This is a genomic window from Methylobacterium nigriterrae (genome assembly GCF_037106235.1).
GTDB lineage: Bacteria > Pseudomonadota > Alphaproteobacteria > Rhizobiales > Beijerinckiaceae > Methylobacterium > Methylobacterium nigriterrae.
The window spans coordinates 20,170-35,938 of record NZ_JBAWTG010000025.1; the positions used below are offsets into that span (position 1 = coordinate 20,170).

Consider the following 15,769-nt stretch of genomic DNA (forward strand, 5'->3'; position numbering starts at 1 on the left):
CGTGCCCGGCCGCGCCTCGCGCGCCGGGCGCGGTCGCCCGCCGGCCGTTCCGATCCCTCAGCCGACGACCGTGAGGGTGCCGCCGGGCCGAAGCGTGCCGCCCGCGAGAACCTCCGCGTAGACGCCGCAATCGCGGTGGCCCAGGCGCTCGTCGAGCGTCCAGGGGATCTCGAGGTCGCGCAGACCGCTCACGGGATCGACATTGGTCGCCGCGCAGCGCTGCGTGCGCTGGGTGATGCGCAGGCGCAGCCCGTCCTCGCCCTCGAGAACGGCGCCGACCAGGGCAAGCTCGGCCCATGGCTCCAGGCCCTCCACCATCAGGTTGCCGCGGAAGCGCAGGGGGTCGACCGGCGCCCCGACGAAATCCTCGATGGCACGCACGCTGGCGAGGTTGATCAGCGAGACGAAGCCGGTGGCGGAATCGGTGAACCGGTATTGCGGGGGCGCCGCGAGCACGCGCGGCTCGCCGCGCAGCGCGTCGGGCAGCGTCCGCCGGATCACCTCCTCCAGCCTCGCGCGGCCTTCCGGAGTCCCGAGGTCGGCGGCGAGTGCCCTGCCGTCGCCGGTCTCCACGGTCAGGGTCGCGCTCGCCTCGTCGTAGCGGGTGCGCAGGCGCGCCAGCGCCTCGTCGCGCATCAGCATGACGTACTTGGTCTTCGGCAGATGGCGCGGGGCGACCGGGTTGAAGCCGGACGGGCCGTTCTCGATCGCGTAGAGCCGATCGCCCGGGAAGTAGCCGCTCGTCTCGAGCGTAGCGGCGTCGAGGCGCTCGGGGCTCAGCCCCTTCACGGGATAGCGGTAGAGGGCGGCGAGGCGGAGCGTGCTGTGCGCGGTCATGCGCCGAGCGTGACCCTGAAATTCAGCTTGGCGCAAGTCCGCACCATCCCCTTGTGGTGCCGATCTGCAACACCACATCCCGGGTACCGGTGGCCCGAGGCGCCGGGTTCCTCAGCGGCACGAGCCGGAGGACGTCGTTTCGGCGAGGCCGCGCCGCGAGGCGGGCGGCGGATCGCCGGTACGGGGAGGTCGAGACACGTGAATTTCGAGAAGTATACCGAGCGCGCCCGCGGCTTCGTTCAGGCGGCACAGAACCTCGCGATGCGCGAGGGCCACCCGCAATTGCAGCCGGGCCACCTGCTGAAGGTGCTGCTCGACGATCCCGAGGGCCTATGCGCCGGGCTGATCGACCGGGCCGGCGGTCAGTCCCGGGTGGCGCTGGCGCAGATCGAGAGCTGGCTCGACAAGTTGCCCAAGGTTTCCGGCAACGCGGCGCCCCCGCAGGCGACGCGCGAGCTCGTGCGCCTGTTCGACACGGCCGAGAAGGCCGCCGAGAAGGCGGGCGACAGCTACGTCACGGTCGAGCGGCTGTTGCTGGCGCTCGCGGTGGAGAAGGACACGGAGGCCGGGCGTGCGCTCACCGCGGCGGGCGTCACCGCGGCCTCGCTCAACGCGGCCATCAACGCGCTCCGCAAGGGCCGCACCGCCGACAACGCCAATGCCGAGAACGCCTACGACGCGCTCAAGAAATATGCCCGCGACCTCACGGAAGCGGCGCGCGATGGCAAGCTCGACCCCGTGATCGGGCGCGACGAGGAGATCCGGCGCACGATCCAGGTTCTGTCCCGGCGCACCAAGAACAATCCCGTCCTGATCGGCGAGCCCGGTGTCGGCAAGACCGCCATCGTCGAGGGGCTGGCGCTGCGCATCGTCAACGGCGACGTGCCGGAATCGCTTCGCGACAAGTCGCTGCTCGCCCTCGACATGGGCGCGCTGATCGCGGGCGCGAAGTATCGCGGCGAGTTCGAGGAGCGGCTCAAGGGCGTGCTCTCCGAAGTGACGGCGGCGGAAGGCGGCATCATCCTGTTCATCGACGAGATGCACACGCTCGTCGGCGCGGGCAAGGCGGACGGGGCAATGGACGCCTCGAACCTGCTGAAGCCGGCGCTCGCCCGGGGCGAGCTGCACTGCGTCGGCGCCACCACGCTCGACGAGTACCGCAAGCACGTCGAGAAGGATGCGGCGCTGGCGCGGCGCTTCCAGCCCGTCTTCGTGTCGGAGCCGACCGTCGAGGACACGGTCTCGATCCTGCGCGGAATCAAGGAGAAGTACGAGCAGCACCACGGGGTGCGCATCCAGGATTCGGCGCTGGTCGCCGCCGCCACGCTCTCGAACCGCTACATCACCGACCGCTTCCTGCCCGACAAGGCGATCGACCTTGTCGACGAGGCGGGCTCGCGCCTGCGCATGCAGGTGGATTCGAAGCCCGAGGAGCTCGACAACGTCGACCGCGAGATCGTGCGCCTCAAGATCGAGGGCGAGGCGCTGAAGAAGGAGACGGACGCGGCGTCCCGCGACCGCCTGCAGCGGCTTGAGCGGGAACTCGCCGATCTCGAGGAGCAATCCGCCGCGATCACCGCGCGTTGGAAGGCCGAGAAGGACAAGCTCGGCGCGGCCGCCGACCTGAAGAAGAAGCTTGACGAGGCGCGCACCGAGCTCGCGAGCGCCCAGCGCCAGGGCCAGTACCAGCGCGCGGGCGAGCTCGCCTACGGCGTGATCCCGGGTCTCGAGAAGCAGCTCGCCGAGATCGAGGCGCAGGCCGAGAGCGCGGTCGCGCGGGACGGCATGATGGAGGAGGCCGTGACGCCGGCCCATATCGCGGGCGTGGTCTCCCGCTGGACCGGCGTGCCCGTCGACAAGATGCTGGAGGGAGAGCGCGAGAAGCTGCTCGCCATGGAGCAGGCTCTGGCCAAGCGCGTCGTCGGCCAGCAGGAGGCGGTCGAGGCCGTCTCGACGGCGGTCCGCCGGGCGCGGGCCGGCCTGCAGGATCCGAACCGGCCGATCGGCTCGTTCATGTTCCTGGGGCCGACCGGCGTCGGCAAGACCGAGCTGACCAAGGCGCTCGCGGGCTTCCTGTTCGACGACGACACGGCGCTCGTGCGCATCGACATGTCCGAGTACATGGAGAAGCACGCGGTCGCCCGCCTGATCGGCGCCCCGCCGGGCTACGTGGGCTACGAGGAGGGCGGTGCGCTCACCGAGGCCGTGCGGCGGCGGCCCTATCAGGTCGTGCTGTTCGACGAGGTCGAGAAGGCCCATCCGGACGTCTTCAACGTCCTCCTGCAGGTGCTCGACGACGGGCGCCTGACGGACGGGCAGGGCCGGACGGTCGACTTCCGCAACACGCTCCTGATCATGACCTCGAATCTCGGGGCCGAGTATCTGGTGAACCAGCCCGAGGGCCAGGACACGGATGCCGTCCGCGACGAGGTGATGGGTGTGGTGCGCAGCCACTTCCGGCCCGAGTTCCTGAACCGGGTCGACGAGATCATCCTGTTCCACCGCCTCAAGCGGGCGGAGATGGGCGCGATCGTCGACATCCAGCTCCAGCGGCTCAGCCGGCTACTGGAGGAGCGCAAGATCACCCTCGATGTCGACGGGGAGGCGCGTGCCTGGCTCGCCGACAAGGGCTACGACCCGGCCTACGGCGCGCGGCCCCTGAAGCGCGTGATCCAGAAGACCGTGCAGGATCCGCTCGCCGAGCTGATCCTGTCCGGCAAGGTCCATGACGGCGAGACCGTACCGGTCCATCTCGGGCCGATGGGACTGATGATCGGCGACACCGCCGTCGGCGCCGAGCGCCGCCCGGCCAACGTCACGCTGAACTGACCGCGGACATCCGGGCCCCGGCGCTCCGAAAGCGAGCGCCGGGGCTTTTCATGAACGCCCCGCGCGCGGACAGTGCCGGGGCGATGACCGACCTCCTCACCTACGCGATCGGCGACGTTCACGGCTGCGCGGACCTGCTCGACGCGCTCCTGGAGCGCATCGAGGCGCATCGGGCCGGGCGCCCGCACCGACTCGTCTTCCTCGGCGACTACATCGACCGCGGGCCCGACAGTGCCGGGGTGGTGCGCACCGTGCGGCGCCTCCACTGGAGCGACCCCGAGGCGGTGACCTGCCTCCTCGGCAATCACGAGGCCATGCTGCTCGCCTGCCTGCAGACGCCGGGGGCCGCCGATCACTGGCTGCGCAACGGTGGGATCGAGACGCTCGCCTCCTACGGCCTCGACGCGATCGAGGATTTCCCGGGCGACGTGCTCGACTGGATCGAGACCCTGCCGAGCGTGCACGCGGATGCGCGGCGCTGGTACGTCCATGCAGGCTTTCGCCCCGGCTGCACCCCGCCCGATCCCGACCTGCAGAACCGCATCTGGATCCGCGAGCCGTTCCTGTCGGAGGACCACGATTTCGGTCGTCACGTGGTCCACGGCCACACGCCTCGGCTCTCGGGTGCGCCGGAGGTGCGCCGCCACCGCACCAACCTCGATACGGGCGCGGTCTATGGCGGTGCCCTGACCGCTGGCGTGTTCACGGATCGCCAGGGACCGGCCGTGGAGTTCATCGCCGTTCCGGCTCGGCGCTACGCGGAGTAGGGCGCCGCCCCGCAGGCAGAGCGCGGCACGAGCCGCTCGATTGCCGGGGCGTATGATTCAGTACATATTCAATTTGATTACTCAGTTGACACGATTTAGCCACATTTTATACAGTATATCAAGTTAATAACAATTCTTAACTTGAGGATTTTATGCCCGACAGGGGTCGATGCCTCTTGCAGGGTCTGACGCCGGCGCAGATTGCCGCATCGCCGTTCGACGTCAGGGTGGTCGATCCGCACGATCGCGGCGGCAGCGCCTGGACGCCGGAGCAGATCCGGGTGATGGGAGCCGGCACGGCGAGCCCCCATCTCGTGCTCGGCTCCCTCAATATCGGCGAGGCGCAGTCTCAGCGCAGCTATTTCCGGGCGATCCCGCGCGCGGCGCTGGGCCCCGCGAGCCCGCATGCGCCCGCCCATTTCGCGGTGGCCTTCTGGGCGCAGCCGTGGCGCGTGATGGCGATGCGCAGCATCGATCAGCTGATCCGGACCGGCTACGACGGCGTGTGCCTCGACGCGGTCGATGCCTGCCACTCCACCTGGGCGCGGAGCCAGGGCGTCAATCCGATGGCGGCCATGGCCGCGCTCGTCACCGATCTCGCCGGCTATGCCCGAGCCCGCAGGCGCGGCTTCAAGGTCTGGGCGATGAACGGGGAGGCGCTCCTGGCGAGCGAGCCCGTCCTCGCCGGTCTCGACGGGTTGTTCCGGGAGAACCTGTACGTCACCGCGGCGGGCCGGAGGCGGCCGGCCGAGGAGATCGCGGCGAGCCTGGCGCTTCTCAAGCGCATGATCGCGGCCGGAAAGGACGTGATCGCGGTCGAGCGGGTGGACAGCGCCGAGATGGCCGCCGCGATCGATGCCGCGGCGGAACGCGACGGGCTCGGCAGCTACATCGGGCGTCTCGAACCGGGCGCGGGCGCCGAGAGCGAGCGCGGCAACCGGCCCCCGGTCCCGGCTCCGAGAACGCCGCCCGTGCCCCCGCGCCGCCGGGAACTCGGCGAGCCGACGCGCGGCGCCGCGGCGTTCCAGCCGGATACGTTCACATTCGGCCCGGCCGAGACCGGGGCGATGCCGCACGGGCTTCGGCCGGCGCCGCGCGGCCCCGTCCAGCTCCAGGCGGATTCGAGCGGCCCAAGCGCGATGGGCCTGTACCTGCAGCGCAGCTGCGGCGCCGATCACCCCGACTTCCGGGCCTCGCGCTGAACCGCGGCCCAGGGCGTCAGCCGGCCTTCGGACGCACGGTCCGCGCCGGGTTGCCGACCACCGTCGCGCCGGGTGCGACGTCCCGCGTCACCACGCTGCCCGCGCCGATGATGGCATCGTCCCCGACGGTCACTCCCGGCATGATCAGGGCGCCGCCGCCGATCCAGACATTGCGGCCGATGCTGACCGGGCGACCGGATTCGAGGCCGGAGCGGCGGATTTCGGGATCGCGCGGATGGTCGGCCGTGAGGATCTGAACCAGCGGCCCGATCTGCGCGCCATCGCCGATCGTCACGCTCACCACGTCGAGGATGACGCAGTTGAAGTTCAGGAAGACGTCGGCCCCGAGCACGATGTTGTAGCCGTAATCGCAGTGGAAGGGCGGCCGGATCACCGCGCCGGTGCCGACGGCGGCCAGGCGCTCGACCAGAAGCGCGCGGCGCTCGGAGGGGGAGAGACCGAGCGAGGCATTGTAGCGGACGAGCCATTCCCGTGCGGCCGCCGCATCGGCCTGAATCTCGGGCGAGCCGGCATGGTAGAGCTCGCCAGCCAGCATCTTCTCCTTCTCAGTCCGCGCCATCCGCCCTCATGCCTGTCTACGCGCCCGCGCTGTGCGGGCCGGGTTTCGAGCCATGGCACGGAAGCGCCGATCCCCCAAGAATCCGGTCCCCCAGGTATCCGGCCTGGACCCGGCGTCGGGGCAGACGCCGGGTTCGGAGCCGATCCGCGGGATGGCGACTACGGCGCACGTCGCCGAGGTCACTTATAGCCCAGGATCACGCGTGATCGCGACGGCCGAGCACAGAAGCGTCCGGCGCGCTGGCGCGGCGCTGCGGCCGTCTCTGCAATCCTGAGAGTGAAACAACCCTAGATTTATACCTCGCCGTGCCCAAGATATCGCCCCGAATTCCTGTATCCGTCCGACTGAGCAAAAACTACTCTCCCGGATACCGGACAAGAGCAGTGTAGGCTCGCTCGCTTTCACGCTTCCTTCCGAGTTGCCTGTCACTGTCGGGGAGCGCGAAGTCCCACACCACCGAGCGACCCGGCACCGATGAAGGCTCTCGACATGCGGCTGGGCATCAAGGCCGATCGGCCTCCATCACGGATGAGGATCGTCCAGATGAAGGCGCTCGCGCGGAACGTGCCCGTCTTCTACGGGGTCCATGCCTGCAATGCCGTGCTGCTGGCGCATGCCTTTCGCGACGCGGCCCCGGCCCTGCTGACGGGCGCCCCCCTGCTTCTCCTGCTGGTCGGGTATGGGCTGCGCGTCGTCACGGCCCTCTCCACGGCGCGCAGGCCGATGACGCCGGAGATCGCCGACAGGCATTACCGGCGCCTCCATGTTCTGACCGCGCTCCTCATCTTGTCCAGCTGCCTCTGGAGCTTCGCGCTCTCGCAGTACGGCACCGCGGCCTTGCAGATGCATGGGCTGATCTACCAGGCCCTCTCGATCCTGCTCTGCGCGATCAGCCTCATGCACATCCGGTCGGTCAGTCTGATCGCGATCTCCGCCCTTCTCCCGGTCGGCGCAATCGCCCTCGCGACCGGCGAGAGCACGATGCGGATCACCGCTCTGACCGTCATGATCACGGGGCTGGCGGTCTTCTACCTCATCGTCCTCTATTCCAGGAGCTTCCGCGACCTCGTGAACCAGCACGGCGAACTGAAGCGCCTCAGCGGGGAAACGGCGCTGCTGGCGAAGCTCGACCAGCTGACCGGGCTGCCGAACCGCAACGCCTTCTTCGCCGAGCTTCAGGCGCTGCTCGGCGCGGCGGGTGAAAATGGCGAGATCCACGTCGCGGTCATCGACCTCGACGGCTTCAAGACGGTGAACGAGATGTACGGGCATGCCGTCGGCGACGGCGTGCTGCGCGAGGTCGCCCTGCGTCTGCGCGGGCTTCACGGCCCCGGGCGCCATCTCGGACGCCTCGGTGGCGACGAATTCGGCCTCGTGATCTCGGGCGGCGAGAGCGCCGACGAGGCGCAGGGGATATGCCACGCGGTCCTCGCCGCGATCCGCGAGCCTGTTCTCCTCGATGCCCACACGGTGCGGGTCGATGCCTCGATCGGGCTGGCGAGCGCGACGGCTGCCGGTGGGAATGCCGCGCAGCTGCACGAGCAGGTGCACTACGCGTTGCGCCAGGCGAAGTCCGGCGAGGTGAAGGGCTGCGTGCGTTTCAGCCGCGATGTCGAAGATCGCATGCGCCGGGCCAACCAGCTCGCCCATGCCCTGCGGAGCGCCGATCTCCAGAGCGAGCTGAGCCTGCAGTTCCAGCCCGTGGTCGATGCCACGCACGGCCGCATCATCGCCTTCGAGGCGCTGGCGCGCTGGACCAGTCCCGAGATCGGCCCGGTTTCTCCGGCCGAGTTCATCACGGTGGCCGAGAACAGCGGCCTGATCGGCCTGATGACGGACGTGCTCCTGCTGAAGGCCCTGCAGGCCGCCGCGACCTGGCCGGCCGACATCCAGCTCTTCTTCAACCTGTCGGCGCGCGACATCGTCGTGCCGGGATTCGCCGAGCGGATCGCCGAGATCATCGCGGCAAGCGGCCTGGCTCCGCGCCGCGTCGCCTTCGAAGTCACGGAAACGGCCCTCGTCCGCGACTTCGCCGCGGCCAGGCAGACGCTCAGGGCGCTCAAGGAACTCGGGGTCTCGATCGCGCTCGACGATTTCGGGACCGGTTTCTCGAGCCTGAGCTACGTGCACCGCCTGCCGATCGACAAGCTCAAGATCGATCAGTCCTTCGTCAGCGAGATCACGACCAGCCGGACCTGCCGCGACATTGTCCGCGCGGTGATCGCCATGTGCCGCAGCCTCGGCATCGCCACGGTGGCCGAAGGCGTCGAGACGCGCGAGCAGATGCTCCTGCTCGGCCGCCTCGGCTGCAGGACGATGCAGGGCTACCATTTCGGCAAGCCCCTGCCCGTCGCGGAGGCGGAGCGGCTCGCGTTGCGGCCGGATTTGCTCGGGCTCGAGGGCGCGCTCGCCGCCCCGGCCTCGGCGGCCTGAGCCGCGTCAGGCGCGCGCCGGCAGGAAGGCGGCCACGATACCGCCGATCCAGCCCGCCATGAGAAGGAGGCCCCCGCTCGGGGCCGCCATCGGGAACAGGGCGTGCTGCGCGAGCGCCCGCGTGGCGAGATCGCCGCTGAACAGACAGAGGCCGGCGAGGAGGGCGCCGGCCGCGATCCGGGCGGCCGAGCCGCGCACGAGCCCCGCCGCGCCGAGCGCGGTCAGCGCCATCACCGCGGGCGCGTGGAACAGCAGGAATTGCCCCGCGATCCGGAGCGTGTCGCCGTCGCCGGGCCGATGGGCGGCGGCGGCGCTCGCGGCGACGCCGAGCAGCCCGGCCAGGGCCGCAAGCGCGATCAGGGCACGGTCCGGGCCGCGCACGGTGCCGGCCTCAGCCGCCATGCTCGGCCAGGAGCCGCGCGATGCTGGCGCGCAGTTCCGGCACGCCGCGGTCGTCGCGGCTCGAGGTCAGCAGGATCTCGGGATAGGCGGCCGGGCGCCGGGCGAGCGCCGCCTCGATGCCGCGGATGCGGGCCTCGATCTCGGATTTCCTGAGCGCGTCGCCCTTGGTGAGGACGATCTGATAGCTCACCGCCGCCTTGTCGAGGCCGTCGAGCACGTCGGTGTCGATCGCCTTCAGGCCGTGGCGGGAATCGATCAGCATGTAGACGCGGGCGAGATTGGCTCTGCCCTTTAGGTAGGCGTGGATCAGGGCGGTCCAGGCCGCGACCTTCGCCTTCTCCACCGCCGCGAAGCCGTAGCCCGGCATATCGACGAGCGTCAGGCGCCCGCCAATGTCGAAGAAGTTGAGCTGCTGCGTGCGCCCCGGCGTGTGCGAGGTGCGCGCCAGCGTGTTGCGCCCGGTCAGCGCGTTGACGAGGCTCGACTTGCCCACGTTCGAGCGGCCCGCGAAGGCGATCTCGACGCCCCTCATCGCCGGCAGGCTGCCGAGGGAGGGGGCGGCCGCCACGAAATCCGCCGCTCCGGCGAAGAGCAGGCGCCCGGATTCGACGAGGGTCGGATCGATGTCGTTCGGCTGGTTCATGCGCCTGTCCGGGGCCGGCTTCGCGCCCGGCCCCCGTTTCGCCTTCGATCAGACCCGGCGGATCAGCTCTTCGCCGCGGCCTTCTCGGACGCGCTCTTCCGGAACGTGCCCTTGAGGTTGTCCCAGAGCTCGACCTTCACCCCGTTGCGCCGCATGATCACGTATTGCTGGATCACGGAGAGGGTGTTGTTCCAGGCCCAATAGATCACCAGACCCGCCGGGAACGAGCCCAGCATGAAGGTGAAGATGATCGGCATGAAGGTGAAGATCTGCGCCTGGACCGGGTCCGGCGGCGCGGGGTTCATCTTCATCTGCACGAACATCGTCACGCCCATGATGAGCGGCCAGATGCCGAGGTGGATGAAGTCCGGTGCCACGAAGGGAAGCAGCCCGAACAGGTTCAGAATGCTCGTCGGATCGGGCGCGGCGAGGTCCTGGATCCAGCCGAAGAACGGCGCGTGCCGCATCTCGATCGTGATGAACAGCACCTTGTACAGCGCGAAGAAGACCGGGATCTGAATCAGCACCGGCCAACAGCCTGCGACGGGATTGATCTTCTCCTTCTTGTAGAGCTCCATCATCGCCTGCTGCTGCTTCATCTTGTCGTCCGCGTAGCGCGAGCGGATCGACTGCATCTCCGGCTGGACGGCCTTCATCTTGGCCATGGAGACATAGGAGCGGTTGGCGATGGGCAGGAAGAAGATCTTCAAGATCAGCGTGACGACGAGGATCGAGACACCGAAATTGCCGAACAGGTGGTAGAAGAAGTCCAGCGCACGGAACATCGGCTTGGTGATGAAGTGAAACCATCCCCAGTCGATCATCAGGTCGAACTGCTTGATGCCGAGGTCGCGCTCGTAGGCGTTGATGGTGTTCACCTCCTTGGCGCCCGCGAACAGGCGCTGGGTCGAACCGACGCTGGCGCCGGGCTCGACGGTGCGGGCATCGGCCCGCACGCTCGCCTGGTAGACCTTGGTCGCGCCGTCCGTTCGCTCCGTGAAGGCGCCGGTATAGGCGGTGCCCTGGTCGGGGATCGCGGCGGCCGCCCAATACTTGTCGGTGATGCCGACGAAGCCGCCGGTCACGTTCGCCCAGGCCTTGCCCTTGGTGTTGGGGCCGCCATAGGCTGGCTCCTTGGCGAGGTGGTCGTAGGTGTATTCCTGCAGCCCGTCGCCGCCGAGCACGCCGATCAGGCCCTCGTGCAGGACGTAGTATCCCTGCGTATGCGGCTTACCCCAGCGCGAGACGAGGCTGTAGGGATAGAGCGAGACCGCGCCCGAGCCCTTGTTCTCAACCTCGTCGCGGACCGTGAACATGAACTTGTCGTCGACCGCGAGGATGCGGCGGAAGAGCAGGCCCGCGCCGTTGTCCCAGGACAGGGTCACGGGCTTGCCGGGCGAGAGCACCTCGCCGTCGGCCGTCCAGACGGTCTCGTTGTTCGGCAGCGGGCCCGCATTCGAGCCGACCCAGCCGAACTCGGCGTAGTAGGGCGTCTCGGTGCCGGCGGGCGAGAGCAGCACGATGCGCGGGCTCTTGTCGTCGACGGTCTCGTGGTAGTTCTTCAGCGAGACGTCATCGATGCGGCCGCCCTTGAGCGCGATCGAGCCGGAGAGCGCCGGGGTCTCGATGCGGATGCGCGGCGAGCGCGCGAGCGCGGCCTCGCGCGACACCGGCCCGGCCTGGTTCGGCACCGTGCCGGGCGCGGGCGCCGCGGGACCGCCCTCCTTCGGGCTCGGCGAGGGGACGCCGTCCGGGCTCACGCCCGGGCTCTGTTGCGCCCCTTGGGTCTGAGCGGTTGCCTGGCGCTGCTGCTCCACTCGGGGCGCGGCCACGAAGTAGTTCCAGCCGAGCAGGACCACGAGCGACAGCGCGATCGCCACGATCATGTTGGTCTTGTCATTGCCCATCGCTGGATCCGTCGCACGCGTGTCTGTCGGGGGAGGGGAGGCGGAGCGCGGCCGCCTCGGACGCATCGGGTCTGGTCTCTGGTCCGGCCGCGCGCCCGCGCGGCCGTCGCGAATCGTGCCTGGAAGGTGTGGGCTCGCGCCGCTCTCCGCCAGAGGGGCCGCTCCGCTCCGGTTTGGGCCCGCGCGGCCGCGTCACCGTCGCGAGGGCGCGCCGGAGATCGTCCTTCAGGATGTCGAAGGGCGCGGTCAGCGCCGGGCGCCGCGCGATCACGACGATGTCGGCGGCGATCACCGGGGCCTCGACGGCGACGGCATCGACGGCCTCGCGCAGGCGGCGCCGGATGCGGTTTCGCTCGGTGGCATGGCCGACCCGCTTGGTGATCGTGAACCCGAGGCGCAGCCCCGTGGCGGGGGATCCGTCGCGCGACTCGCCCGAATCCCGCAGGCGACCTTGCGCCGTCATGCGCTCGGTGTGGAAGCGGCGCCCGCCGGCCGCCGCCAGGAAATCGGATCGCCGCTTCAGCCGTTCGATGGTCGACACTGCCGGTCCGATCCCGCGAACCGCCTCGCGCCGGGCCGTTCGCGCACCGAGGAATCGCGGCGCGTCGCGCTCAGGCCGAGAGGCGCTTGCGGCCGTGCGCGCGGCGGGCGGCGATGACCTTGCGGCCGCCGGCGGTCGCCATGCGGGCGCGGAAGCCGTGGCGGCGCTTGCGCACGAGCTTGCTCGGTTGGTAGGTTCTCTTCATGGCTCAAGGCCTCCAAAGGTCGAGGCGCGATCGCGGGCGGCTCAATCCGCGCCGGACCTTCGCGTCCTGAAATTGTCTGCAAGCGCGAAGGGCGCCCGAAAAGGGCGCCGCGTCGCAACGAGCCGGCTTATGGCGGAAGGGGTGCCCTGAGTCAACGTTTCCTCACCCCGGCGGCGCCCTCAGTGGCCCTCGAACTCCATCAGCGTCCGGACCGGCACGCCGAGGTCGCGCAGGCGCTGCGCGCCGCCGATCTCCGGCAGGTCGATGACGAAACAGGCCGCCACCACCTCGGCGCCGATCCGGCGCAGCAGGTTGACGGCGGCCGTGGCGGTGCCGCCGGTGGCGATGAGGTCGTCGACGAGGAGGACGCGGTCGCCCGGCTTGATGGCGTCGACGTGGATCTCGATCTCGTCGGTGCCGTACTCGAGCGCGTAGGCGATCGAGACGGTCTTGTGCGGAAGCTTGCCCTTCTTGCGGATCGGCACGAAGCCGGAGGAGAGCTGGTGCGCGACCGCGCCTCCCAGGATGAAGCCCCGCGCCTCGATGCCCGCCACCTGGTCGATCCGCCCGCCGGCGAACGGGTGGACCAGGGCATCGACCGCCCGACGGAAGGCGCGCGGGTCGCTCAGCAGCGTCGTGATGTCCCGGAAGATGATGCCGGGCTTCGGGTAATCGTGGATCGAGCGGATCGATTCCTTCAGCGCGACGTGGCGGCGGGCATCCATGCGGAGAGCCTTCTGAGACGAGAGCAGCGCGGGTTGTGGCAGAAGCCGAGCCCGCTGACCAGCTTGTCCCGGCGCGCCGCCCAGGGCCGCCCGGCCGCCTCAGTGCTTCTGCTCGGCCGGCCCGTGGCTCTGCGGCCGGTGGCCCTCCTGGCCCGGATTGTTGTGCTTGTTGTGGTCGCGGCTCTCCTGCTGCGAGGTGGCGCGCGGCGCCCGCTCCGGGCTGTTGCGGATCCTGGCGCCGCCGCCCGCGGGCACGTTCGGACCGTCCCTGTGCTCGATGATCCGGATCTGCTGATCGTGTGTCTTGTCGCCGGCCATGGACCGCTCCGGGTTGAGGGAGATGTCCTGGGCCAACCCGGCGCCCGTGCGCCTGTTCCGGCACGCCGTTCAGGCGTTGCACTTCCTCAGGATGCCGACGAGCTCCCGGTGCAGCGCCTCGTTGCCGCAGGCCACCGAGCGCGTCGCCAGCGCCTCGGCGGCTCCGTCCGCCGAGGTCACGAAGCCGCCGGCCTCCCGCACCAGGATGATGCCGGCCGCGAGGTCCCATGTCTGCAGGTCGCGCTCCCAGTAGAGGTCGAGGCGGCCGCAGGCCACGTAGGCGAGGTCGAGCGCCGCCGAGCCCTGGCGGCGGGTCCCGCCCGTCACCGCCATCACGGCCGCGACCTCGCGCAGAAGGCGCGGGTGGTTGCCGCGCCCGAGATAGGGCGTGCCGTAGGCCGCGAGCGCGTCGGCCATGTCGGCGCGGCCGGAGACGCGCAGGCGCCGGTTGTTCAGGTAGGCGCCCTTGCCGCGCTCGGCCACGAACAGCTCGTCCTTGATCGGGTCGTAGACGACGCCGGCCACGATCTGCCCCTCGCGCTCGAGGCCGACCGAGATCGCGAAATGGGGGATGCCGTGCAGGAAGTTCGTGGTGCCGTCGAGCGGGTCGACGTGCCAGGTGTGGCTCTTGTCCTGGCCCTCGATGGTGCCGTGCTCCTCCATCACCAGCCCGTAGCCGGGGCGCGCCCGCATCAGCGCGTCGCGCAGCACCTCCTCGGCCTTGCGGTCGGCCGCCGAGACGAAGTTGCCCGGTCCCTTGCGGGAGACCTGCAGGTTCTCGACCTCGCCGAAATCGCGCTTGAGGCCGCGCGCGGCCTTGCGCACGGCGTCGACCATCACGGTCATGAGGGGGGAGGAGATCATGGCTGTCGGGCTCGCAAGAGGTTTCGGGCCGGATTCCCGAGGTTGCGCGGGGTTTAGCGCAACGCGCGAAAGAATCGACCCCGCTCCGCCGCGGGGCGGACATGCGGCCCGGCGCGCGCCTCGCCTCTCCCAGGCGGGAAAGGCGAGGCGCCGTGCTGCTCCGCCGGACCGACTCAGCGGGACATCGCGGCCTTGAGGTTCTCGTCGACCTTGTCGAGGAAGCCGGTGGTCGAGAGCCACTTCTGGTCCGGGCCGACGAGGAGCGCGAGATCCTTCGTCATGAAGCCGGCCTCGACCGTGTCGATGCAGACCGTCTCGAGGGTTCCGGCGAACCTGGCGAGGTCCGCGTTGTCGTCGAGCTTCGCCCGGTGGGCGAGGCCGCGGCTCCAGGCGAAGATCGAGGCGATCGAGTTCGTCGAGGTCTCCTTGCCCTTCTGGTGCTCGCGGTAATGGCGCGTCACGGTGCCGTGGGCGGCCTCGGCCTCGACCGTCCGGCCGTCGGGGGTGAGGAGCACCGAAGTCATCAGGCCGAGCGAGCCGAAGCCTTGCGCCACCGTGTCCGACTGCACGTCGCCATCGTAGTTCTTGCAGGCCCAGACGTAGCCGCCCGACCATTTGAGCGCGGAGGCCACCATGTCGTCGATGAGGCGGTGCTCGTAGGTGATGCCGGCCGCGTCGAAGCGCGCCTTGAACTCGTTCTGGTAGACCTCCTCGAACAGGTCCTTGAAGCGCCCGTCATAGGCCTTGAGGATGGTGTTCTTGGTCGACAGGTAGACCGGGTACTTGCGGTTGAGGCCGTAATTCATCGAGGCGCGGGCGAAGTCGCGGATCGAGTCGTCGAGGTTGTACATCGCCATCGCGACGCCGGCCTCGGGGAACTTGAAGACCTCCCGCTCGATGACGGTGCCGTCATCGCCCTCGAACTTGACGGTCAGGCGGCCCTTGCCCGGCACCTTGAAGTCGGTGGCACGGTACTGGTCGCCGAAGGCGTGGCGGCCGACGACGATCGGCTGCGTCCAGCCCGGCACGAGGCGGGGCACGTTCCGGCAGATGATCGGCTCGCGGAAGATGACGCCGCCGAGGATGTTGCGGATGGTGCCGTTCGGCGACTTCCACATCTCCTTGAGGCCGAACTCCGCCACGCGCGCCTCGTCCGGCGTGATGGTGGCGCATTTCACGCCGACGCCGTGACGCTTGATGGCGTTCGCCGCGTCGACCGTGACCTGGTCGTTGGTGGCGTCCCGGTGCTCGACGCCGAGGTCGTAGTATTCCAGGTCGACGTCGAGGTAGGGGTGGATCAGCTTGTTCTTGATCTCGGCCCAGATGATCCGGGTCATCTCGTCGCCGTCGAGCTCGACGACGGGGTTCGCCACCTTGATCTTCGCCATGATCGTCCGTGCCTTCCTGATCCGGTGTCCTGCCGCGGCCCCCACGCAAGGCGGCTGCCGCGCCCGGCGCCGTCCATAGCGCGGTGCGGCATGAGGGGGAAGGCTGGCGCGCCGGTCCCGCCCGTGAC

Annotated in this window: 15 protein-coding genes; 4 read left to right on the forward strand and 11 right to left on the reverse strand. The window is 69.7% G+C overall.

All coding sequences use genetic code 11. The features are described from left to right. Window positions 1-57 precede the first annotated feature (57 nt). Window positions 58-837 carry an MOSC domain-containing protein gene (locus WDW90_RS14970; protein ID WP_336488194.1) on the reverse strand — a complete coding sequence of 260 codons (780 nt, stop codon included), beginning with the start codon at window positions 835-837 and terminating at the stop codon, window positions 58-60. Between the two features lie 198 nt (window positions 838-1,035). Between WDW90_RS14970 and clpB the strand changes: the two genes are divergently transcribed. From clpB to WDW90_RS14985, 3 genes are all read left to right on the forward strand, one after another. Then, the gene (gene clpB / locus WDW90_RS14975; RefSeq protein ID WP_336488195.1) at window positions 1,036-3,666 is read left to right on the forward strand and encodes an ATP-dependent chaperone ClpB; all 2,631 of its coding nucleotides are present in this window, start codon (window positions 1,036-1,038) and stop codon (window positions 3,664-3,666) included. Window positions 3,667-3,716: 50 nt separating this feature from the next. Beyond that, a complete protein-coding gene (locus WDW90_RS14980; RefSeq protein WP_431311042.1) occupies window positions 3,717-4,433 on the forward strand; it encodes a metallophosphoesterase family protein in 717 nt (238 codons plus the stop codon). Window positions 4,434-4,609: 176 nt separating this feature from the next. Further along, a complete protein-coding gene (locus tag WDW90_RS14985) occupies window positions 4,610-5,635 on the forward strand; it encodes a glycoside hydrolase family 191 protein (RefSeq protein ID WP_336488196.1) in 1,026 nt (341 codons plus the stop codon). A 16-nt stretch (window positions 5,636-5,651) separates the two neighbouring features. Here the strand turns inward: WDW90_RS14985 and WDW90_RS14990 are convergent, their stop codons facing one another. Then, window positions 5,652-6,215, reverse strand: coding sequence for a sugar O-acetyltransferase (locus WDW90_RS14990; RefSeq protein ID WP_336488197.1), 564 nt, complete (start codon window positions 6,213-6,215; stop codon window positions 5,652-5,654). A gap of 543 nt (window positions 6,216-6,758) precedes the next feature. Between WDW90_RS14990 and WDW90_RS14995 the strand changes: the two genes are divergently transcribed. Next, the gene (locus WDW90_RS14995; protein ID WP_336488198.1) at window positions 6,759-8,648 is read left to right on the forward strand and encodes a putative bifunctional diguanylate cyclase/phosphodiesterase; all 1,890 of its coding nucleotides are present in this window, start codon (window positions 6,759-6,761) and stop codon (window positions 8,646-8,648) included. A 6-nt stretch (window positions 8,649-8,654) separates the two neighbouring features. Here WDW90_RS14995 and WDW90_RS15000 read toward each other — a convergent pair whose 3' ends face one another. The 9 genes from WDW90_RS15000 to WDW90_RS15040 all read right to left on the reverse strand — a co-directional run bounded on the left by WDW90_RS15000 (window position 8,655) and on the right by WDW90_RS15040 (window position 15,641). Further along, the gene (locus WDW90_RS15000; RefSeq protein WP_336488240.1) at window positions 8,655-9,029 is read right to left on the reverse strand and encodes a DUF423 domain-containing protein; all 375 of its coding nucleotides are present in this window, start codon (window positions 9,027-9,029) and stop codon (window positions 8,655-8,657) included. A 10-nt stretch (window positions 9,030-9,039) separates the two neighbouring features. Next, entirely contained in the window at window positions 9,040-9,693 is a 654-nt protein-coding gene (gene yihA / locus WDW90_RS15005) for a ribosome biogenesis GTP-binding protein YihA/YsxC (protein ID WP_336488199.1), read from the reverse strand. 62 nt (window positions 9,694-9,755) lie between these two features. Beyond that, entirely contained in the window at window positions 9,756-11,600 is a 1,845-nt protein-coding gene (yidC, locus tag WDW90_RS15010) for a membrane protein insertase YidC (protein ID WP_336488200.1), read from the reverse strand. Next, a complete protein-coding gene (gene rnpA, locus WDW90_RS15015) occupies window positions 11,590-12,141 on the reverse strand; it encodes a ribonuclease P protein component (protein ID WP_336488201.1) in 552 nt (183 codons plus the stop codon). The genes yidC and rnpA overlap by 11 nt, the downstream gene beginning before the upstream one ends. A gap of 70 nt (window positions 12,142-12,211) precedes the next feature. Further along, window positions 12,212-12,346 carry a 50S ribosomal protein L34 gene (gene rpmH, locus WDW90_RS15020; protein ID WP_012253788.1) on the reverse strand — a complete coding sequence of 45 codons (135 nt, stop codon included), beginning with the start codon at window positions 12,344-12,346 and terminating at the stop codon, window positions 12,212-12,214. Window positions 12,347-12,525: 179 nt separating this feature from the next. Further along, window positions 12,526-13,071, reverse strand: a complete 546-nt coding sequence (locus WDW90_RS15025; protein WP_336488202.1) for an adenine phosphoribosyltransferase — start codon at window positions 13,069-13,071, stop codon at window positions 12,526-12,528. A 99-nt stretch (window positions 13,072-13,170) separates the two neighbouring features. Beyond that, entirely contained in the window at window positions 13,171-13,389 is a 219-nt protein-coding gene (locus WDW90_RS15030; protein ID WP_336488203.1) for a hypothetical protein, read from the reverse strand. Between the two features lie 69 nt (window positions 13,390-13,458). After that, the gene (locus WDW90_RS15035; protein ID WP_336488204.1) at window positions 13,459-14,253 is read right to left on the reverse strand and encodes an inositol monophosphatase family protein; all 795 of its coding nucleotides are present in this window, start codon (window positions 14,251-14,253) and stop codon (window positions 13,459-13,461) included. Between the two features lie 173 nt (window positions 14,254-14,426). Further along, window positions 14,427-15,641 carry an NADP-dependent isocitrate dehydrogenase gene (locus WDW90_RS15040; RefSeq protein WP_336488205.1) on the reverse strand — a complete coding sequence of 405 codons (1,215 nt, stop codon included), beginning with the start codon at window positions 15,639-15,641 and terminating at the stop codon, window positions 14,427-14,429. Between the last annotated feature and the right edge of the window lie 128 nt (window positions 15,642-15,769).

What these genes read in the sequence shown, in the direction of transcription:
- WDW90_RS14990 (WP_336488197.1), bottom strand. Translation starts at nt 6,215, where the DNA reads ATGGCGCGGACTGAGAAGGAGAAGATGCTGGCTGGCGAGCTCTACCAT.
- WDW90_RS15025 (WP_336488202.1), bottom strand. Translation starts at nt 13,071, where the DNA reads ATGGATGCCCGCCGCCACGTCGCGCTGAAGGAATCGATCCGCTCGATC.
- WDW90_RS15040 (WP_336488205.1), bottom strand. Translation starts at nt 15,641, where the DNA reads ATGGCGAAGATCAAGGTGGCGAACCCCGTCGTCGAGCTCGACGGCGAC.
- yidC (WP_336488200.1), bottom strand. Translation starts at nt 11,600, where the DNA reads ATGGGCAATGACAAGACCAACATGATCGTGGCGATCGCGCTGTCGCTC.
- WDW90_RS15030 (WP_336488203.1), bottom strand. Translation starts at nt 13,389, where the DNA reads ATGGCCGGCGACAAGACACACGATCAGCAGATCCGGATCATCGAGCAC.
- WDW90_RS15035 (WP_336488204.1), bottom strand. Translation starts at nt 14,253, where the DNA reads ATGATCTCCTCCCCCCTCATGACCGTGATGGTCGACGCCGTGCGCAAG.
- rpmH (WP_012253788.1), bottom strand. Translation starts at nt 12,346, where the DNA reads ATGAAGAGAACCTACCAACCGAGCAAGCTCGTGCGCAAGCGCCGCCAC.
- WDW90_RS14970 (WP_336488194.1), bottom strand. Translation starts at nt 837, where the DNA reads ATGACCGCGCACAGCACGCTCCGCCTCGCCGCCCTCTACCGCTATCCC.
- WDW90_RS14980 (WP_431311042.1), top strand. Translation starts at nt 3,717, where the DNA reads ATGAACGCCCCGCGCGCGGACAGTGCCGGGGCGATGACCGACCTCCTC.
- WDW90_RS14995 (WP_336488198.1), top strand. Translation starts at nt 6,759, where the DNA reads ATGAAGGCGCTCGCGCGGAACGTGCCCGTCTTCTACGGGGTCCATGCC.
- yihA (WP_336488199.1), bottom strand. Translation starts at nt 9,693, where the DNA reads ATGAACCAGCCGAACGACATCGATCCGACCCTCGTCGAATCCGGGCGC.